The sequence below is a fragment of the Hyphomonas neptunium ATCC 15444 genome, assembly GCF_000013025.1.
In the GTDB taxonomy this organism is placed as follows: domain Bacteria; phylum Pseudomonadota; class Alphaproteobacteria; order Caulobacterales; family Hyphomonadaceae; genus Hyphomonas; species Hyphomonas neptunia.
In genome coordinates, this window is the sequence record NC_008358.1 from 101,861 (window position 1) to 119,711 (window position 17,851).

The following is a 17,851-nucleotide window of genomic DNA, read 5'->3' on the forward strand; positions in this document are numbered from 1 at the left end:
CGAATGAGCGATACGAACGATCAAGGCAATTCCGGCGGGCGCAAGCCGCTGACTGTGGTGCGGAAGACCTCCGGCACGGTCAAGCAGAGCTTCAGTCATGGGCGCTCCAAACAGGTGGTTGTGGAGACCAAGAAGCGTCGCCCGGTTTCCTCCGGTGGGGGGCAGGGAGGCGATTCCGGTCCCTCGACGCCATCCGCATCGGATGGAATGGAGGCCAAGCTCGTCGCTCTCGCGGCCAAGCTCGGCATAACCGTGGCCGAACTCAAGGCACGCCAGAAGGTGCTCGAACAGCGCAAGGCTGAAGAAGCCTCGCGCGCCAAGGATACCGAAGCCGAAAGAGCGGCTCAGGATCGCCTGCGCACCGAACAGGAGCGCAAGCAGCAGGAAGCGCGTGAGCGTGAGGAAGCAGAGCTTCGCCGCCGCGCTGAAGAAGAGGCTGCCAAGCTCGCCGATGTTGCGTCGCGTGAAGCCGTTGAGCGTCCATCCAAGGCGCCGCGTGCGGCGCCCGCTGCTCAGACGCCTCCGGCAGCTGATGGCGAAGCAGATGCTGGCCGCAGCAAGCGCAGCAGTGGCGGCGGCGCCAGCAAGCCCGCCCGTGATGACCGTGCTGACCGTGCCCGCGAAGTGGCAACCAAGCCGTCGCGCGGCGATGCCGAACGCCGGCGGGGCAAGCTGACCATTGCTTCGGCGCTGGGCGATGATGCCGACCGCCAGCGGTCGCTCGCATCGGTCCGCCGCGCCCGTGAACGGGAACGCGAGCGCCGTGTTGGTGGCGGTGACAGCAATGACAAGACCTCGATCGAGGTAACGCTGCCCGAGACGATTACGTTGCAGGATCTGGCCCAGCGGATGAACGAGCGCGTCGCTGACGTTGTGAAGTTCATGTTCAAGCAAGGCGAAATGCTGCGCGGCAACGACATCGTCGATGCCGACATGGCCGAGCTGATCGCCGGTGAATTCGGGCATACCGTCAGACGCGTTTCCGAAGCGGACGTCGAGATTGGCCTGGAAGGCACGGACGACCGCGACGAAGATCTGCAGCCACGTGCGCCGATCGTGACCATCATGGGCCACGTCGATCACGGCAAGACATCGCTTCTGGACGCGCTCCGCAAGACGGACGTTGCCGGCGGCGAGGCTGGCGGCATTACGCAGCATATCGGCGCCTATCAGGTTCAGCTGAAATCGGGCGAGCGGATCACCTTCCTTGATACGCCCGGTCACGCCGCCTTCACGGCGATGCGGGCCCGCGGCGCGAATGCGACCGACATTGCCATTCTGGTTGTGGCGGCGGACGACTCGGTCAAGCCGCAGACGATCGAGTCCATCAGCCACGCCAAGGCTGCCGGCGTTCCGATTGTTGTCGCGATCACGAAATCCGACCTTCACGATGCCAATCCGGAGAAGGTTCTGACCGACCTTCTGCAGTATGACATTCAGGTTGAAGCAATGGGTGGTGTCACGCAGGCCGTGAAGGTCTCCGCCAAGACAGGCGCAGGTCTTGATGAGCTGACAGACGCCATCTCCATTCAGGCCGAGATTCTCGAACTGAAGGCCAACCCCAATCGTCAGGCCGATGGCGTGGTGATCGAGAGCAAGCTCGACAAGGGCCGCGGCCCGGTCGCGACGGTTCTGGTGAAACGCGGCACCCTGAAGCGGGGCGATATTGTTGTCGCCGGCGCCAATTGGGGCAAGGTGCGGGCACTCGTCGACGAGCGTGGCCAACAGCTTGCCGATGCCGGCCCGTCGCTTCCGGTGGAAGTGCTTGGTCTCGATGGCGCGCCCGATCCAGGCGACGCAATCGTAGTGGTCGACAGTGAAGCCCGCGCCCGTGAGATCACGGAATACCGCATCCGGACGAAGCGCCAGGTTGCGGGCAACGCCTCTGTTGCCGCGCGTGCGTCGCTTGATCAGTTGATGAACCGTCTCAAGGACGGCGCGATTGTGACGAGCGAGTTGCCGATTGTCCTCAAGGGCGATGTGCAGGGGTCTGTCGAAGCCATCACGATGTCGCTGGACAAGATTTCGACAGAAGAAGTCCGGGCGAAGGTCATCCATGGCGCGGTTGGCGGTATTTCGGAGTCCGATGTGCTGCTCGCCCGTTCGTCCAATGCACCGATCTTTGCGTTCAACGTGCGTGCCAACAAGCAGGCACGTGACCTTGCCGAGCGTGAAGGCGTCGAGATCCGTTATTACTCGATCATCTATGATCTGCTCGATGACGTGAAAGCGACCCTGTCGGGCATGCTGGCCCCGGAGAAGCGCGAGACATTCCTCGGCTATGCCGACATTCTCGAAGTCTTCAATATCACGAAGGTCGGCAAAGTCGCCGGCTGCCGGATTTCCGAAGGCAAGGTCATGCGCGGCTGCGGTGTGCGCCTCCTGCGCGACAACGTCGTTATCCACGAGGGCAAGCTCAAGACGCTCAAGCGCTTCAAGGACGAAGTGTCCGAGGTCAATGCCGGCATGGAATGCGGCATGGCGTTCGAACGCTATGACGACATCCGCGTCGGCGACAAGATCGAGTGCTTCCAGGTCGAGGAAATCGCAAGGACGCTTGCGTAACACCCCGATATGGCCCGCCGTCAGACACCTCCAGGACTTCCTTCCCAGCGCCAGTTGCGCGCTGGGGAGATTGTCCGCCACGCCCTCGCCGAGATCATCTCGCGTGAGGACTTTCGCGATCCCGATCTCAGCAATGTCATCGTCACGGTGGGCGAAGTGCGCTGCTCGCCCGATCTCAAGCATGCGAACATCTTCGTGACGCCTCTGGGGGATGATTCCGAGGAGGGGCGCAAGCGGCTTGCCGATGCCCTGACCCGTGCGAAGGGTTTCCTGCGCACGCGCCTTGGCCGCGAGATTGAACTGAAATTCACGCCGGAGCTGCACTTCATTGCGGACTCCTCCTATGACGAAGCCACGGCGATAGACCGGCTGCTGAACGATCCGCGGGTTCGCCGCGATGTCGAAAGCGAAGGCTGAGGGCAGGCGGGCGCCGTTTTTCTGCCTTTTTGCTTTGTCATTTGACAGGACGGGTCGGCCCTGCCAGCCCTTCCCATAGGGTAATCGGGGCTCAGAATGGACCGTCAGACACTCGACATGGAAGGCGCCCGCCAGGGTGAGGTTTCCGCCGCTTCGCTGCAGATGGGCGATGACACGATTGCGATCCGCCGGATTGCGACGATGTCGGTTGAGCGTCATGAGTTTGCCCCCTGGGATACACCGCGCAATCGCAAGACGCAGGGCGTTTACGCGACCCTTTGCGTTTCTCTTCTTTTCTTCGGCCTGCTGGGCCTTGGCTGGTGGGCGCTGCGGCCGGGTCAGGGCGATGGGGTGATCGGTCTCTTTGCCGGGATCGGCATGCTGTTCCTAGGCGTGCTTCTGGGCATCCGGGCGGCGATGATCGCTGTGATGCTGAAGAAGCGGGAGCCCTATTACCGGCTGATGATCGGCACATCGGACGCCCGCCAGATCCCGCTTGTGGACAATAACCGCGATGTGCTGGTGAAGATCCGCGATGTGGTGCGCCACAAGATGGATACCGGGGACACCACGGTTACCGGAGACTTCGACCTCAATCTCGACAGCGTGAACCTGCGTCTGCCCAAGGGCGCGGCGCTTGGGGCTGCTGTCGCTGCGCCGGCGCCCGTACCGGCGGCGCAGGAAGATGATGTCTTTGATGGCCCCAAGATTACGTTCTGACGCAATTTCGGGACCCCGCTGCAGCCGCTGCAATTGACTATGCCGCCGGCTCGCGCATAAGCGCCCCAGCAATCCCTTCCCTCTGCCGCCCATGCGTTCGAACCGCTTGGGCCGGCCAATCTGGAGATACTTTTGGCCCGCCAACGTAAGCGCAAAGGCGAGCCCGTTACGGGCTGGATCAACCTTTTCAAGCCGGTGGACATGACCTCCACCCAGGCTGTTGCCATCATCAAGCGGCTCTACAATGCCGAGAAGGTGGGCCATGGCGGCACGCTTGATCCGCTGGCAGACGGTATCCTGCCGATTGCGCTTGGCCAGGCGACCAAGACGGTTCAGTGGGCGATGGACGCGCACAAGGAATATGTCTTCACCATCCGCTGGGGTATCTCCACTGCCAGCCAGGACGCCGAAGCCGAGATTACCGCCACCTCGGATGTGCGCCCGGAGCGGGCTGCCATTGAGGCCGCGTTGACCCGCTATGTCGGCACCATCCAGCAGGTTCCACCCAAATACTCGGCCATCAAGGTGGCCGGAGAGCGCGCCTATGATCTGGTGCGAGAAGGGGAGGCGTTCGAGCTGGAGGCGCGGGAAGTGGATGTTCACGCGGCGAATGTGATCGGGATGCCGGACGCGGATCATACGGTGATCCATGTCGTGTCCGGCAAGGGATTCTATGTGCGCGCCCTGGCGCGGGATCTGGCCTTTGATCTGGGGGCGGAGGGCCATATCAGCCAGCTGCGCCGCACCCGCGTGGGCGCCTTTGATGCGCCATCGGCTGTCTCCATCGAAGCGCTCGAGGCGCTGAAGGAAGACAAGCCCGGCCTGATGGCGATTCTCAAGCCGCTGCACGCGGTACTGTCAGGCATGCCGCAGGTGCAGGTCAGCCCGCATGACGCGGCCAATATCCGTCAGGGTCGGTCGGTCGTCCTTCTGCCGCATGTGGTGGAAGGCTGGCGCGCCGGGCGCAGTGAGGAAGACGACCGTGTGGCGCTGGCGCTTGCGGGCGATGAAGCCATCGCGCTGGGCGAAGTGCGCGCGGGTCAGTTTGAGCCGGTGCGCGTTTTCGCGGGCTGATCAGGTATTGAAGGGCGCGCGCCCGCCCGGCCAGCGGGCAGGATAGAGCAGGGCAGCGATCCTGACAGGCGTGGCCGCCCGCTCTGCGCGGGCGAGCATCCAGCGCGGGGCGCCCATATGCGCCAGCAGGCTGGCGCGATCTTCGGGTGCGAGTGTCTCAAAATCAAAGCGGCGAATTTTCCGGCGGCGGGACATCGTCTCTCTTCCTGTAGCTGTATCCGGACTGGCGGTTGCCATCCGGGGTCTGAGCAGTTCGGGTGGCTCCGCGAGGTGGAGCCTCGTGCGCGGCGGGCGCCGCGGCGCCCTGAAAACTTTGTTGTGTTGCGGATTGGGCGCTATCGCCCGCCGCGCACTGCCGCCGGAGTTTCGGGCAGTAGGATTCGGGATGACTTCGGCGCTGCCAGGCCTTGACCACTTACCATTAACTCTCGTGACCTCTCAGATGAGAGGCGGGCCAGTGGGGATTCTCTACCGGCTTTTTGGTCCGGCTTGCCTGGATCAACGTCCCTAGGGTTGCGATGGGCCGTAACGTCCACCACCCCCCATCCTCCGGGGCGTCCCTCTCACAAACCGAACGGTACCGGCGCGGCTCCTGTGAGAAGGATGCGCTTAATGTGAGGGAGCGGCGGACCCCGGCGGATAAGTATTTCTTTTTCCTGTCATCCCGGACGCTGCGCAGCAGCGATCCGGGACCTTCTTTCCGCTTGCGCGCATCCTCACGAAGGTCCCGGCTCTGCGGCCGCTGCGCGGCCTTGGCCGGGATGACACGGGGGGTGTGGAAGGGGGAGGATGGGCTGGGATTTTATTTTGGAGGGGGCGGTGGGTGTTGGATACCGACGAGTTTATCCCTCAACAGACCAAATTGGCCGGCGCCGAAAGTGGGGTTACCGGGCGGACGTCAAAGCCGTCAGCCTATCCTGCGACTCCTCAAAATAGGTGCGCTCAACTTCTGCTTTTTTGGCGCCCGCGCTTTCGGCGCCTGCTTCTGCTTCGGTCACGGCGGTGTTGAGGGCATTTATGCCGACCGTGACGCCGCACATGCTGTGATAGTTCTGAACATCCACCGCGACCATCAGGGGATCTGCGCCGAGCCCCATGAGCTGGGTCATCCGGCTGCGCTCCCTGGTTCTTTCGGCCATCACCGATTTGTAGATGAGGGCGGGCGCGTTCCCGCCGAGCACCTTGGTGGAGAGGTAGGTTTCCGTACCCGTTGCAAATGTGGCGCCGGCGGCCAGCGCCTGCGATGTATTGATTGGCTTGAGAGTGCCTGCCAGCCCTGTAAGGGCAAGGCTGCCGACAGTCAGGATCGAGGAAGACCCGTTCGCCTGCACGATGGCATCGGCCATGTATTTCTCGCAAGCTTCATCCGAGCGGCTGATCAGGGCAAAGATGATCCCCATCTTCTTGTCACCCACGGAGTGCCCGGCAATGCCCGCTATGGCCTGATCGAGGGGGACATGGTCGGCGCCCCGTGGCACCGGGATACCGAGAGAGGCCGCCGCAGGCGCGCTGAGAGTAAGTGCTGGCATGGCGCCGCGGTTGGCGCATGCGGCCAGGAAACACAGTGACACTAGTGCGATGCCGTAACGCATGATCGATCCCCCAATCCCGCCTCCTTAATAACTCCTTACGGGGACAGTTTCAACTTAAAAGAGTCTTTCGGCAGGCCGATTCTTTTGAGCGTGTCAGAGGGGGCGTGTTCACGCGGCGTTGATTTGAACCGATGGGGGGGATGTGGCGTATAACGCTGTATGAGCCAAAACATGTTTACCCGCCGATTGTTCCTTGCTTCCAGCGCGCTGGGGCTTGCCGCCTGCACCGCCGCGTCTGCCAAGGATCTTTCGAAGAATACTGAGACAGCCGGATATGCAGGCGATGAATGGCGCCAGCTCTCGGAAGCCGATTGGAAGGCGCGGCTGTCGCCGGCCGCGTATGAAGTCTTGCGCGAGCATGGAACGGAGCGGCCGTTCAGCTCGCCGCTGGACAAGGAAACGCGCGCGGGCATGTATCATTGCGCGGGCTGTGATCTGGCGCTGTTTTCCTCGGAGGCCAAATTTGATTCCGGCACAGGCTGGCCAAGCTTCTGGGAAGCCTTGCCGGGCGCCATGGGTATGAGTGTTGACCGGCGGCTGTTTTATCCCCGTGATGAATATCACTGCGCGCGCTGCCTTGGGCATCAGGGGCATGTGTTCGATGACGGCCCGGCGCCGACGGGCAAGCGCTGGTGCAACAATGGTGTGGCGCTGACCTTCAAGCCCGCCTGAGCGCCTGAATGAGGCGGACGTGAAAAGCCCCTCTCTCGTTTCCGGGAGAGGGGCTTTTGCGTGTGTCAGTAGAAGATCGCCGCCGCGAAGAAGGCGAAGAACGCCCCGATCACAAAGAGGGCGACGCTCAGCCCCCAGACAATCCAGCTGACCCTTCGGGCGCGGGCGCAGGCGGTGGCCTGGGCCTTGTCAGCCGGGCAGGGGAGGCTGCGCGCATGCCATTGCCAGGCGCCGCTGGCGAGCAGCAGCGCGCCGGCGATTGTGAACAGGAGCTCCTTGTTCCTTCCCAGCCAGGTGATCTGCGGCACGGCCTCGATGAGGCCCGCCATGACAGCGCCTGCGCCGATGCTGACGAGCAGGGCGGGCAGGGCGCAGCAGATCAGCGTTCCGGTCGAGGTGAACAGCGACAGGAACGCCGGCAGTGTGCTGGGCGGGCGGATTTCATCCGTGTCCGTCATTCAGCGGCCTCCCGGTCAATCGAGGTGAGGGAATAGCCGGACTTGCGGATCAGCTTTTCGATGGCCGCGTCCTCCATGGTCTGGCCGGGGTTCATCGAGATGTGGATTTCGCCGCTGTCGAGATCGACATGCACGCCTTTGACGGCGGCGTCCTTCTTGAAGACTTTCTGGATCGACTGGGCGCAGAAGTCACAGACGAGGCCGTTGACATGGGCGGTGACGAATTCGCCTTTGGCCTGTGTCGCCGCGGCTGGGGCTTCCGGAGCGGCGAGTGCGGGGGTTGCTGCCAGGGAGAGGACGGCGGCGAGGGCGAGGGTTTTGAAGGTTTTCATGGAGATGTCCTTTTAGAAACGGTAGATCCAGTTGAGGAGAAAGCGGTCTTCTTCCAGCGTGTAGCCGGCCTCGACGAGGACGGGGCCGGTGAAGAGACGCAGGAGCGGGGTGACCTGGACGGGGTTGTCCGCCTCAGGATGGTTTTCGACCTGGACCATGGCCCAGGTGTGAAGGTCTCCATACCCAGCCACATAAGGGGCAAGGCCGATGCGGGCGGCATGGGAGACCGACTGGTCTGACCCGTAGTCGCGGGCGCGCACGTCATAGGAGACGAAGACGCGCCGGGTTTCCCAGTCAGCGGCGAGGCCAGCGAAACCGGCGGCGCGTTGGCCGTCCTCACCATAGGGATCGGCGGCGCCGGCGCCGAGCTTCAGATAGAGGTTGCCCTGGCTCTGGGGCGCGTTCCAGCGCTTGACCAGGCGGTTGTACTGAAGCCCGGTGAAGACCGCGTCCATGTCCCAGTTATTCTCGGTGTAGAGACCGATCGAGTCTGTGGCGGTGGGCGAGTAGTGCAGGTGGAGGGAGGAGTACATCCCGTTATTTTCCTGCATCACCGTCCAGCCGCCCGCATAGGAGACGGGCCGCGCGCTGGCCGGTGCCGCGAGGGCTGCAAGGGCGAGCCCCGCAGCAATGAATTTGGATGGCATGAGCCGTTATCCTGTCTGTTGAGTGATCCGGTGGCGGATGATCGACAGGTCAGGCTTTCGGGGGCGGGGGTTCTGGAATGAGTGTGCGCGAGGGCGCGCTGGCGTCCAGCGGGAAGCTGGCGGGGAGCGTGAAGGCGACCGTGGCTGCTTCCGGCAGGGCGGGGGCAGGCAGGGCGGCGAGCACGGCGGGGCAGCAGCAGGCGGCGTCAGTCGCCGGAGCTTTGCCGGGGGCATCGGCTGGCGTTTCGGTCGGGGCCTCTTCGGCCATCATAGCGCAATGATCGTGGGCGCCGGTCTCTGCGGCGCTGATCGGGGCTGGCGTCATCTCTTCCTGCATGTGGCAGGGGCTCGCATCGGCGGCGAGGCCACCGGCGATCATCAGCCAGAGGCTGAGGGAGAGAAGAAAGACGCGTTTCAGCATTCGTGAGACAAGATGGGGCGCCGGGCGGGGAAGGTCAAATGAACTTACTGTGCGGTCCAGCCGCCATCGATGGAGAGGTCTGCGCCGTTGATCTGGGCGGCGGCAGGTGAGCAGAGGAAGCTGGCGAAGGCGGCGACTTCCTCGGCGGTGACGAATTCCTTGGTCGGCTGGGCGGCGAGGAGAACGTCATTCTTCACCTGGTCTTCAGTCATGCCGCGGGCCTTGGCGGTATCGGCGATCTGGCCTTCAACGAGGGGGGTGAACACATAGCCGGGGCATATGGTGTTGCAGCGAACGCCATGCGTGGCGCCTTCCAGGGCGGTGGTCTTGGTGAGGCCGGAGAGGCCGTGCTTGGCGGCAACATAGGCGGCCTTGAAGGGGGAGGCGACCTTGGCGTGGGCTGAGCCCATATTGACGATGCGGCCCCATTTTTTCGCCTTCATGTGGGGCAGGGCGAGGCGCGTCGTGTGGAAGGCGGCCGAGAGGTTCAGCGCGATGATGAGGTTCCACTTCTCCACCGGGAAGTCTTCGAGGGGGGAGACGAACTGGGTGCCGGCATTGTTTACGAGGATGTCGATGCCGCCGAAGGTGCCTGCGGCTTCGGTCATCATCGCTTCGATGGCCTCGGGTTTTGTGAGGTCAGCGCCGGAGAAGGCAGCTTTTACTTTATGATCCTTTTCAATACCGGCGCGAAGTGTCTCTATCTCCTTTGCGTCACCGAAACCGTTAAGGACGATGTTGGCCCCGTCGGCTGCGAGCTGTAGCGCGACGGCCTTTCCGATGCCGCTGGTGGAGCCAGTGATGAGGGCGGTTTTTCCGGCTAGCATGTGCCTGTCTCCTTGAGGCGGCGGGACGCGCTGGATAGGGTCGAGCGGTGGATTCCAGATGCGGGGCGTAGACCCGCCAGAGAGGATAAACAAGGGTGATACTGGGTGAACTGAGCGCTTTCGATGCAGCCTTTCCGCGCTTCCTGATGTCAACAGGGATGGCGGGCCTGATGCTGCTGATGGCTTCGGCCGTCTATGTTCTGCTCACGCCCTGGAAGGAACTTGCCCTCGTCAAGGATGGCAACGCCTCAGCCGGTGTGGCGCTGGGCGGCGCGATCGGTGGCCTGGCCATTCCCATTGCCTCGACGCTGGCCTCGTCGATCTCTCTGCCGGAATTTGTGCTGTGGGGCGCCATTGCACTGCTCATGCAACTCATTACCTACCGTATAGTGGACCTCATCCTGCGGGGCATTCCGCGCCGTATCTCGAATGACGAGATGGGCGCGGCGGTCGTTCTCGCAGCCGCAAAGCTCGGTACTGGGCTGATTTTTGCGGCCGGGCTGTGGGACCCGGTGTTGCAAAGGGTGTGATCCATGCGTGGCTTTGACTGGGTGATATACGCCGCCGCGCTCGGCTTCATCCTCCTGGTCGTGTTCTCGCTGGCCCCGGAAGCCGAAGCGCCCGCGCCGCCGCCGCCGTCCATCATTGCCGAGGAAATGGGGCCGCTGCTGCCTGATCCGTCGCCGCTGGATGAACTGGTCGTAGTGCAGACCGGGCCACCGCAGAATGGTGTGGGGACAGCCTTTGCGGTCAACTCCCGAGGCGACTGGCTGACGGCCCGTCATGTGGTGGACGGATGCGCAAAGGTGAGCCTGGAGGTCGCGCCGGGCAATTATGTGCCGGTTGCGCGCATTTCTCTGGATGACGGGCATGATCTGGCGCTGCTCTCGACCGGGCGCAGCCCCAATCCGGTCAGGCTGGACCTGGCCTCGCCCATGTTTCTCGGCAGCGAGGGCTATCTGGTGGGGTTCCCGCAGGGCCAGCCTGGCGAACTTGCCAGCAAGCTGGTCGGCCGGTCCCGGCTGGTGACGCGGGGCGCGCGCGAATCTGACATGCCGATCCTCGCCTGGGCCGAGATCGGGCGTACAAATGGCCTTCAGGGCACATTGGGTGGGATTTCGGGCGGACCGGTGTTTGGCAAGGATGGCGCGGTGCGCGGCGTGATTGTGGCCGAAAGCCCGCGCCGGGGCCGCATTTATACAACTGCGCCCCAATCTGTGGATGCGTTCCTGACCACGATGGGGGTTCCCCGGGAAGCGGGTCCTTCCGACGTGTTCCGCGTGCGCGACTATGGTGCGGCTTCGGACACGGCCCGGCGCCGCTTGCAGGTCGTCAAGGTTATGTGCGAGGTGGGCTCATGACCGATTTTGCCACCCGACTCACCGAAGGTACGCGCAAGTTTGGGCCCCTCTGTGTGGGGATTGACCCACATGCGGGCATGATTCCGGACCTGTTTGGCGGAGATACGCCCGAAGGTATCTGGAAATGGTCGCAGGCGATTATCGAGGCCGCGGCCGGCAAGGTTGCGGTCGTCAAGCCGCAGGCGAGCCTGTTCGAGCGTCACGGGCCAGAAGGCATGGCGGCGCTGCAGGCCGCCGCCAAGGCAGCGCGGGCGGCGGGGCTGATCGTTCTGATGGATGCAAAGCGTGGCGACATCGGCACAACGGCGGAAGGCTATGCGCAGGCGTATCTGGCGCCGGGCGCGCCGTTTGAGGGCGATGCCCTGACAGTGAACCCTTATATGGGCCTCGACACGCTGGAGCCTTACGCAAAGCAGGCCAAGGCGCATGGCAAGGGCGTGATCGTACTTGTGCGCACGTCCAACCCCGGCGCGGCAGATTTCCAGTCGCGCATCATGGGCGGCGCGCCGCTCTATGTGCGGGTGGCCGAAGCCCTGACCCCGCTGACCGAGCGTCTGATGAGCCCGTGCGGCTGGTCTAACCTGATGATGGTGATTGGCGCGACGGCCCCTGAGGAAGCGCGCGCGGTGCGGGCGCTGGCACCCAAGGCGTTGTTTCTGGTGCCTGGCTATGGCGCGCAGGGCGCGGCGGCCGAAGAGGCCTGTTCGGGCCTCGTGAACGGGGAAGGCGGCGTCGTCAGCGCCTCGCGTTCGGTCAATTTTCCCAAGGCTGCCGCGAACGCCGGAGACAAGGCCAGCTGGCGCCGTGCCATCGAAGACGCCATCCTTCAGGCGCGCGATGAGCTGCGCCTGGCGGCGGTTGCCTGAGCGGGCCGACTCCCGCCGCGTCATGGCTCGACATTACCCTACAAGCAGCTAGTCTCCCGGCCATATGATCCTGCGCGCGCCTGCGCGGCAGGGCGAGGTCTGGGAGGATTATCGTGAGCAAATTTGTGACGGCCCGTTGGGCCAGCCCCGTGATGGCAGGCGCTCTGGCGGCGCTGGTGCTGGCTGCCTGCGGGCAGGGGCAGGTCCAGAAGGCCGAGCCGCGCGGCTTTGCCGCCGTGGATACGGCGCGGATTTCGGCCGAGAGCGCCGGAAATGAGTGGCTGACCTATGGCGGCACCTATGACGAGCAGCGCCATTCCAAGCTGACCGCGATCAACAAGGAAAATGTCGGCGAGCTGGGCGTTGCCTGGACCTATGACCTGGCCACCAATCGCGGCGTCGAATCGACGCCCATCGTGGTCGACGGGGTGATGTATGTCACGTCCGCCTGGTCGGTCGTTTATGCGCTGGACGCAAAGACCGGCGAAGAGAAATGGGTTTACGATCCGGGCGCGGATCGCGCCGTGGGCGTGAAGGCGTGCTGTGATGTCGTGAACCGGGGCGTCGCTGTCTATGACGGCAAGGTCTATGTCGGCGTAATTGACGGGCGGCTTGAAGCGCTCAACGCCGAGACCGGCGAAGTCATCTGGAGCAAGGTGACAGTCGATCAGGAGAAGCCCTACACGATCACCGGCGCGCCGCGTGTGGTGAACGGCAAGGTGCTGATCGGCAATGGCGGGGCAGAGCTGGGCGTGCGCGGCTATCTCTCCGCTTACGATACAAGCTCAGGCGATCTGGTCTGGCGTTTCTACACAGTACCCAATCCGAAAAAGCAGCCAGACGGCGCAGCGTCTGATGACGCCTTCGTGCAGGTCGGCAATGTGACCTGGGGCGATGAAGGCGCGTGGACCACCGATGGCGGTGGCGGCACTGTCTGGGATTCGATCGTCTATGACGAGGTGAACAACCAGATCATCTTCGGCGTCGGCAATGGGTCGCCCTGGAACCGGACGTTCCGCGATCCTTCGGCCGGGGACAATCTGTTCCTCTCCTCCATCGTGGCGGTGGATCTGGAGACGGGCGCGTACAAGTGGCACTTCCAGACTACGCCGGGCGATAACTGGGATTACACGGCCACGCAGACGATCATTCTGGCGGACCTGCCGCTGGGCGAGAATGGCGCCTCGCGCCGGGTCGCCATGCAGGCACCCAAGAACGGCTTCTTCTATGTGATCGATGCGGCGACCGGTGAGTATATCTCGGGCGACGCCTATGTGCCGACCAACTGGGCGACCGGCCTGGATGAAAACGGCCGGCCGATCGAAGTGCCCGAGGCCCGCTATACCAAGCAGCCCTTCGAGCAGACACCTGGCCCGCTCGGCGGCCATAACTGGCATCCGATGGCCTTCAATCCCGATGAGGGCCTGGCTTATATTCCAGCCCAGGAGATTCCGCAGGCTTATGCCGAGGATTCCCGCTTCACCGCGCGGCCCGTCAGCTGGAATACCGGCATTGATTTCTCGGCGGGCGTGCCCCCGATTGCCCCGCCGGATGTGGCGAAATTCCTGCGGGCGAGCCTCAAGGGCCGCCTGATTGCCTGGGACCCGATTGCCCGCGCCCCGCGCTGGAGCGTCGAGCATGAGAATGCCTGGAATGGCGGCGTGCTGTCGACGGCAGGCGGAGTTGTCTTCCAGGGCAAGCTGGGCGGCGAGTTTGTCGCGTATGATGCGGCCACCGGCGACAAGCTGTGGAGCCATGAGCTGAAATCGGGCGGCGCGTCCGGCCCCGGCACGTTCATGATCGATGGCGAGCAGTATGTGACGATCACCACCGGCTGGGGCTCTGCCTTCGCGCTGGCGGCAGGATTTGCCTATGATGAGAAAGTGGAATCCACCGTCGGCAAGGTCGTGACGTTCAAGCTCGGCGCGACGGGTGAGATTGCAGATTCCGGCCTGCCGCCGATTGATGCAACGCCCAAGGCCGAAGCGTTCGGGTCGATGGCCGTCATCTCTGAAGGTGCGGTCCACTATGCGCGTAACTGCGCGGTGTGCCATGGTCCGCTCGGGGTTTCCTCCGGCGTGCTGCCGGATCTGCGCTGGTCTGCGATCTCGGCCAATGCCGATGCCTGGAAGGGCGTCGTGCTGGACGGCAACCTTGCCGCAAACGGCATGGTCTCGTTTGCCGATTACATCACGCCGGACGAGTCTGAAGCGATCCGCGCCTATGTGCTGACGCAGGCGCATGCGGCGGTCACACCTGCCGAAGCGGCGCCGGCGGAAGAGAGCCCGCCCGCCGAAGACAACTGATCTTCCGCATCGGTGAGATACTGCAAAAGACAGAACGGGGCCTCACATCGAGGCCCCGTTTTTTTGCGTTCGTGCGGGCAGGGCAACCTTACAGAATTGGTCATGGCGCGAGCGCTCGCCGAGGATTAGAGTAGCGCCATGCATGTGATCTTCGCTGCGTTTGCCATTCTGACTGCCGTTGCCGTGTGGACCTGGCGCCTGCGGATGGCGCGGCGCGGCCTGGATGAGCTCGGTGAGGTGGCCAAGACGGTTGCCAATGCGCCCCGGCGGCTTGCCTTCAAATGGCGGGCCGGGAAGGGCGGCATCGAACTGGTCGAAGATCCGCGCGAGGCAGCCGCCATCATGATGATGATGATGGCCCTGGCGCGCGGCGGTCCGCTGAGCCCGCAACAGGCCGATGTGATCGAGGACGAGATCAAAACCCATTTCGGCTTTTCCGATCCTGAAGCGGAAGACCTCGCCGCGCATGCGGCCTGGGTCGGCGGAAGCCAGCTGCCAGGGGATGAACAGATGCGCCGTCTCAGCCGGCTGGTCGTAACGGCGCCCCAGCTGAGCCCGAAAGAAGTGGTGGATCTCGATGCGATGCTGGTGGCCGTGTCGGAAGCGGAGGGTCTGCCGACACGGGCGCAGATGACGCTGCTGCAGATTTACCGGGACATGGCCGGGCTCAAGACCTAGGGCGCAGCCGCTTTAAGGTTGCGGGGATTGCCTGTTGCATCAGGACTCCTGGGCTCTATGTCTTTTCGTCATGACAACACCGTTGCCAAAAGAATATCTGGCCAAGGCGCGCTCCGAGACCTGGGTAAACTTCTCCATTCTCCGGCATGGCGCGTTTGATGGCTTTCTTGTCACGTCGAAGAATTCCGGCACGCACTGGATGATGTACATGCTGTCGGTGGCACTTGCCGATTCGTATGGCATTGAGCGGCCGAAGTATTATTCGGAGAATGCGTTGCGGCCGTATATCGGCTTTCCAACAGACAAGCCGGTCTATCCGCAATTGCCGCGCCTGGCGCGTAGCCATACCATTCCGCACCGTCTGGCAGACTGGGACTGGGCGCGGCGTCTCGCGGGACTGCCCAATTACGTCCTCGGTATCCGTCACCCGATGGCGATCCTGGCCTCCCACCATGCCAAATGGGAGTATGACATCCAGGTGAGCTGGCTGGATTATCTCAAGGGCGATCCGGGCGGGGCCCGCTTCCGGTGTGATCTTTACTGGCTGGCGCGCTTCTGGAACCGCTGGGGAGAGATTGAGGCGGCCTATCCTGAGACGATCCTCAAGGTTCAGTATGAAGAGACCCAGCGCAATCCGCGCGCGACGCTGGAAGCGATTGCAGCCCATTGGGGCATCGCGCTGACGCCTGAAGCGATCAAGGCCGCGCTGTTTGCCGGCACCAAGGAAGAGATGGCCAAGAAGGCCGATCCGGACGGCGAGCCAAACGTGCTGCAGAACCGCAAGCAGTCACTGGCCGAGCTGTTTACCGGTGAGGCGATGGACATTTATACGGCGCATATCCGCACGCTGTTCCGGCATGATCTGGGGTATGACCTGCTCACGCCTCCGGCTTGAGATAACCGCTGGAGCGGCCTTCCGGGCCATAGCTGATCCACCAGGGCTCCGCAGCAGCCTGGGCCTCCAGTTCCGTGAACAGAGGATCTTCCAGGACGGCGGCGGCATAGTCTGCTGCTGCGCCTGTGAGCGGGAGGCCAAAGGTGCGGAAGCGCGTGACGACGGGCGTGTAGAACGCGTCGGCCGCAGACCAGGCGCCGAAGAGGAAGGGACCGGGTTCGTCCGTATTCTGACCATGGGTTTCGCGCAGATCCGACCACATTTTCTGAATGCGGGAAATGTCGGCCTCCAGGGCTTGGGTCATCTGCGGAGCGGGCGCGCGACCGCGAATGTCCATCGAGCAGGCCTGGCGCAGCGCGGCGAAACCGGCATGCATTTCGGATGAAACAGCGCGCGCAATGGCGCGCCGGGTCGCATCTTTTGGCCAGATCACGCCGGGCTCAGTCAGTTCGGCGACAAATTCGGTGATGGCGAGACTTTCCCAGATTTCCGTCCCGTCCCAGATCAGCAGCGGCACCTTGGCGGTGGGGCTGATCTCTTTCAGGTGAGCTGTCGTCTCGGGAAAGTCGAGGGGGATGATTTCCTCCTCAATGCCCAGACCCGCCTTGCGGACAACCAGAAGCGGGCGGATCGACCAGCTGGAATAATTGAGATTGCCGGAGATGAACTTTCTCATGCGGGCTTGCCTTCCCCGATGGCCCATCGCGTTTCGTTGATGCGGACCTCTCCGAAGACGCCGGCTTTGGTGTAGGGGTCTTCGGCATTGATCGCGCGGGCTGCGCTGGCGCTTTCGGCGACGATCAGGAAGACCGAGCCGACCATTTTACCGTCCTCGCTGAGCAACGGTCCGGCCATGCGGCACGCGGCGCCGAGGCTCGCGACCCATTCCAGATGGGTGGCGCGTGTGGCGGCGCGGCGCTCGGCGCCATCGGTTTCGTTGTCGAGGCAGTGCAGACAGAAAAGCGGCATCGCAGGCATCTCCCGTGTGATCTGCCGCCGCTATGGCACAGACCGGATGGGAGTGTCATCGCCCTTCTTGGGGCTTGGGCCTCTATACTGCGAATGTCCTGTAGATGACACAAATTGGATATTGAACGCTGTATTGATCGTTCAGCAATTTGCTGTACACTGCGCCGATGACCCAGATCGATGATACCCGGAAGATGATTCTCCACGCGGCCGTGGAACGCATTCTTCACTATGGCTACTCGAAGACAACGATGGCGGAGATTGCCAAGGACTGCAACATGTCCGCCGGCAACATCTATCGCTTCTTTGCGTCCAAGCTTGATATTGCCGAGGCGATGGCCCGCAAGTTCAACGAAGAAGCCTATGAAACCTTTGGGGTTATCGTTGCGCGCAAGGCATCTGCGGCTGACCGGATGCGCGAGATTTTCCACTACGAGCTTGCCCGAACCTACTCGGCCATCGATGAGGATGCCAAAATCCTCGAAGTCGCCGAAGTGCTCGGCGATGAGCGCCCGCTCTATATGAATGACAAGCTGGCGACCGAGCGGACCTATCTGGTCAAGATCCTGAATGACGGGGCCGCTTCCGGCGAATTCCGCAAGCTCGACAATCCCGATGTGGTCGCCGAGATGTGGCAGTCGGCGCTGATGAAATTCCGCTTTCCGCAGCTTTTCTCGAAACTGACCCTGCCCAAGCTTCAGCGCGAAATTGACGGCGTGATGGACCTGTTGCTGGCGGGTCTTTCGCCGGGCGCAACGCTTCCGCCGCCCTGGGATGGCGTCACGGCGGCCACCGAAGCGGCCTGCGCTGAAACCAGCGGAATGATCCTGAAAAATAAATTAAACGCTGATCATTGAACAAAATCGAATTCGTTCATTGATTATCCCTCAATGGGGTGCTATATGATGTTTATGGGCGGCGGTGGTCGCTGCCCGGCCCCATCGAAAGCACACTCCCATGTCTCCCTCGTCCCAGGAAAACCGTCAGGCCCTCATGTCCTTCCTCGCGGCCATTCCCGCGACCGCCCTCGTCATGTGGGCGACGCTGCAA

General features: G+C 63.1%; 21 protein-coding genes. 12 read left to right on the forward strand and 9 right to left on the reverse strand.

All coding sequences use genetic code 11. From position 1 onward, the window contains the following. The first annotated feature begins 3 nt into the window (after positions 1-3). From infB to truB, 4 genes are all read left to right on the forward strand, one after another. Positions 4-2,565 (forward strand): translation initiation factor IF-2, encoded by a 2,562-nt coding sequence (gene infB / locus HNE_RS00565; protein WP_011645148.1) that lies wholly within the window; start codon positions 4-6, stop codon positions 2,563-2,565. Positions 2,566-2,574: 9 nt separating this feature from the next. Next, complete coding sequence (gene rbfA / locus HNE_RS00570; RefSeq protein WP_011645149.1) at positions 2,575-2,982, forward strand: 30S ribosome-binding factor RbfA; 408 nt, start codon at positions 2,575-2,577, stop codon at positions 2,980-2,982. Between the two features lie 96 nt (positions 2,983-3,078). Then, on the forward strand, positions 3,079-3,702 hold the full coding sequence (locus HNE_RS00575) for a DUF6232 family protein (RefSeq protein WP_041298682.1): 624 nt from the start codon (positions 3,079-3,081) through the stop codon (positions 3,700-3,702). 132 nt (positions 3,703-3,834) lie between these two features. After that, positions 3,835-4,776, forward strand: coding sequence for a tRNA pseudouridine(55) synthase TruB (truB, locus tag HNE_RS00580; protein ID WP_011645151.1), 942 nt, complete (start codon positions 3,835-3,837; stop codon positions 4,774-4,776). Here truB and HNE_RS00585 read toward each other — a convergent pair whose 3' ends face one another. Next, the gene (locus HNE_RS00585) at positions 4,777-4,971 is read right to left on the reverse strand and encodes a hypothetical protein (RefSeq protein ID WP_035591351.1); all 195 of its coding nucleotides are present in this window, start codon (positions 4,969-4,971) and stop codon (positions 4,777-4,779) included. A gap of 689 nt (positions 4,972-5,660) precedes the next feature. After that, on the reverse strand, positions 5,661-6,305 hold the full coding sequence (locus tag HNE_RS00590) for a hypothetical protein (protein ID WP_148205770.1): 645 nt from the start codon (positions 6,303-6,305) through the stop codon (positions 5,661-5,663). A gap of 234 nt (positions 6,306-6,539) precedes the next feature. Here HNE_RS00590 and msrB point away from each other — a divergent pair, with 234 nt between their 5' ends. Beyond that, positions 6,540-7,040, forward strand: a complete 501-nt coding sequence (gene msrB, locus HNE_RS00595; RefSeq protein WP_011645154.1) for a peptide-methionine (R)-S-oxide reductase MsrB — start codon at positions 6,540-6,542, stop codon at positions 7,038-7,040. A gap of 65 nt (positions 7,041-7,105) precedes the next feature. On the opposite strand, the gene HNE_RS00600 is transcribed toward msrB, so the two are convergent. The 5 genes from HNE_RS00600 to HNE_RS00620 are packed head-to-tail and all read right to left on the reverse strand — an operon-like array spanning position 7,106 to position 9,726. Continuing rightward, a complete protein-coding gene (locus tag HNE_RS00600; RefSeq protein WP_011645155.1) occupies positions 7,106-7,498 on the reverse strand; it encodes a hypothetical protein in 393 nt (130 codons plus the stop codon). Further along, complete coding sequence (locus HNE_RS17675; protein ID WP_011645156.1) at positions 7,495-7,830, reverse strand: heavy-metal-associated domain-containing protein; 336 nt, start codon at positions 7,828-7,830, stop codon at positions 7,495-7,497. Before HNE_RS17675 ends, HNE_RS00600 begins: the two co-directional genes overlap by 4 nt. A 12-nt stretch (positions 7,831-7,842) precedes the next feature. Beyond that, the gene (locus tag HNE_RS00610) at positions 7,843-8,478 is read right to left on the reverse strand and encodes a hypothetical protein (protein WP_011645157.1); all 636 of its coding nucleotides are present in this window, start codon (positions 8,476-8,478) and stop codon (positions 7,843-7,845) included. A 49-nt stretch (positions 8,479-8,527) separates the two neighbouring features. Next, on the reverse strand, positions 8,528-8,899 hold the full coding sequence (locus tag HNE_RS00615) for a hypothetical protein (protein ID WP_011645158.1): 372 nt from the start codon (positions 8,897-8,899) through the stop codon (positions 8,528-8,530). A gap of 44 nt (positions 8,900-8,943) precedes the next feature. Beyond that, positions 8,944-9,726 (reverse strand): 3-hydroxybutyrate dehydrogenase, encoded by a 783-nt coding sequence (locus HNE_RS00620; protein ID WP_011645159.1) that lies wholly within the window; start codon positions 9,724-9,726, stop codon positions 8,944-8,946. Between the two features lie 95 nt (positions 9,727-9,821). Between HNE_RS00620 and HNE_RS00625 the strand changes: the two genes are divergently transcribed. The 6 genes from HNE_RS00625 (at position 9,822) to HNE_RS00650 (ending at position 15,832) form a co-directional block, all read left to right on the forward strand. Beyond that, on the forward strand, positions 9,822-10,256 hold the full coding sequence (locus HNE_RS00625; RefSeq protein ID WP_011645160.1) for a DUF350 domain-containing protein: 435 nt from the start codon (positions 9,822-9,824) through the stop codon (positions 10,254-10,256). Positions 10,257-10,259: 3 nt separating this feature from the next. After that, entirely contained in the window at positions 10,260-11,087 is an 828-nt protein-coding gene (locus tag HNE_RS00630; protein ID WP_035592343.1) for a S1 family peptidase, read from the forward strand. Next, complete coding sequence (gene pyrF / locus HNE_RS00635) at positions 11,084-11,953, forward strand: orotidine-5'-phosphate decarboxylase (protein WP_011645162.1); 870 nt, start codon at positions 11,084-11,086, stop codon at positions 11,951-11,953. The genes HNE_RS00630 and pyrF overlap by 4 nt, the downstream gene beginning before the upstream one ends. A 152-nt stretch (positions 11,954-12,105) precedes the next feature. After that, positions 12,106-14,259, forward strand: coding sequence for a PQQ-dependent dehydrogenase, methanol/ethanol family (locus tag HNE_RS00640; protein WP_011645163.1), 2,154 nt, complete (start codon positions 12,106-12,108; stop codon positions 14,257-14,259). Between the two features lie 138 nt (positions 14,260-14,397). Beyond that, positions 14,398-14,937: a hypothetical protein gene (locus HNE_RS00645; RefSeq protein ID WP_011645164.1), complete on the forward strand. Its 540-nt coding sequence runs from the start codon at positions 14,398-14,400 to the stop codon at positions 14,935-14,937. A 70-nt stretch (positions 14,938-15,007) separates the two neighbouring features. Beyond that, the gene (locus HNE_RS00650) at positions 15,008-15,832 is read left to right on the forward strand and encodes a sulfotransferase family protein (RefSeq protein ID WP_011645165.1); all 825 of its coding nucleotides are present in this window, start codon (positions 15,008-15,010) and stop codon (positions 15,830-15,832) included. Here the strand turns inward: HNE_RS00650 and HNE_RS00655 are convergent. Beyond that, on the reverse strand, positions 15,816-16,508 hold the full coding sequence (locus HNE_RS00655) for a glutathione S-transferase (protein ID WP_011645166.1): 693 nt from the start codon (positions 16,506-16,508) through the stop codon (positions 15,816-15,818). The genes HNE_RS00650 and HNE_RS00655 overlap by 17 nt on opposite strands. Next, the gene (locus HNE_RS00660; protein ID WP_011645167.1) at positions 16,505-16,801 is read right to left on the reverse strand and encodes a YciI family protein; all 297 of its coding nucleotides are present in this window, start codon (positions 16,799-16,801) and stop codon (positions 16,505-16,507) included. Before HNE_RS00660 ends, HNE_RS00655 begins: the two co-directional genes overlap by 4 nt. A 167-nt stretch (positions 16,802-16,968) precedes the next feature. Here HNE_RS00660 and HNE_RS00665 point away from each other — a divergent pair, with 167 nt between their 5' ends. Next, positions 16,969-17,658 (forward strand): TetR/AcrR family transcriptional regulator, encoded by a 690-nt coding sequence (locus HNE_RS00665; RefSeq protein ID WP_035592341.1) that lies wholly within the window; start codon positions 16,969-16,971, stop codon positions 17,656-17,658. The last annotated feature ends 193 nt before the right edge of the window (positions 17,659-17,851 follow it).

Bases quoted from the DNA above. Each gene is read 5' to 3' on its own strand.
- pyrF (WP_011645162.1), top strand. From the start codon at position 11,084: ATGACCGATTTTGCCACCCGACTCACCGAAGGTACGCGCAAGTTTGGG.
- HNE_RS00660 (WP_011645167.1), bottom strand. From the start codon at position 16,801: ATGCCGCTTTTCTGTCTGCACTGCCTCGACAACGAAACCGATGGCGCC.
- HNE_RS00585 (WP_035591351.1), bottom strand. From the start codon at position 4,971: ATGTCCCGCCGCCGGAAAATTCGCCGCTTTGATTTTGAGACACTCGCA.
- HNE_RS00630 (WP_035592343.1), top strand. From the start codon at position 10,260: ATGCGTGGCTTTGACTGGGTGATATACGCCGCCGCGCTCGGCTTCATC.
- HNE_RS00620 (WP_011645159.1), bottom strand. From the start codon at position 9,726: ATGCTAGCCGGAAAAACCGCCCTCATCACTGGCTCCACCAGCGGCATC.
- HNE_RS00590 (WP_148205770.1), bottom strand. From the start codon at position 6,305: ATGCCAGCACTTACTCTCAGCGCGCCTGCGGCGGCCTCTCTCGGTATC.
- HNE_RS00600 (WP_011645155.1), bottom strand. From the start codon at position 7,498: ATGACGGACACGGATGAAATCCGCCCGCCCAGCACACTGCCGGCGTTC.
- HNE_RS00640 (WP_011645163.1), top strand. From the start codon at position 12,106: ATGGCAGGCGCTCTGGCGGCGCTGGTGCTGGCTGCCTGCGGGCAGGGG.
- HNE_RS17675 (WP_011645156.1), bottom strand. From the start codon at position 7,830: ATGAAAACCTTCAAAACCCTCGCCCTCGCCGCCGTCCTCTCCCTGGCA.
- HNE_RS00575 (WP_041298682.1), top strand. From the start codon at position 3,079: ATGGACCGTCAGACACTCGACATGGAAGGCGCCCGCCAGGGTGAGGTT.
- rbfA (WP_011645149.1), top strand. From the start codon at position 2,575: ATGGCCCGCCGTCAGACACCTCCAGGACTTCCTTCCCAGCGCCAGTTG.
- HNE_RS00655 (WP_011645166.1), bottom strand. From the start codon at position 16,508: ATGAGAAAGTTCATCTCCGGCAATCTCAATTATTCCAGCTGGTCGATC.
- msrB (WP_011645154.1), top strand. From the start codon at position 6,540: ATGTTTACCCGCCGATTGTTCCTTGCTTCCAGCGCGCTGGGGCTTGCC.
- HNE_RS00645 (WP_011645164.1), top strand. From the start codon at position 14,398: ATGCATGTGATCTTCGCTGCGTTTGCCATTCTGACTGCCGTTGCCGTG.
- HNE_RS00615 (WP_011645158.1), bottom strand. From the start codon at position 8,899: ATGCTGAAACGCGTCTTTCTTCTCTCCCTCAGCCTCTGGCTGATGATC.
- infB (WP_011645148.1), top strand. From the start codon at position 4: ATGAGCGATACGAACGATCAAGGCAATTCCGGCGGGCGCAAGCCGCTG.
- HNE_RS00610 (WP_011645157.1), bottom strand. From the start codon at position 8,478: ATGCCATCCAAATTCATTGCTGCGGGGCTCGCCCTTGCAGCCCTCGCG.
- HNE_RS00665 (WP_035592341.1), top strand. From the start codon at position 16,969: ATGACCCAGATCGATGATACCCGGAAGATGATTCTCCACGCGGCCGTG.
- HNE_RS00650 (WP_011645165.1), top strand. From the start codon at position 15,008: ATGACAACACCGTTGCCAAAAGAATATCTGGCCAAGGCGCGCTCCGAG.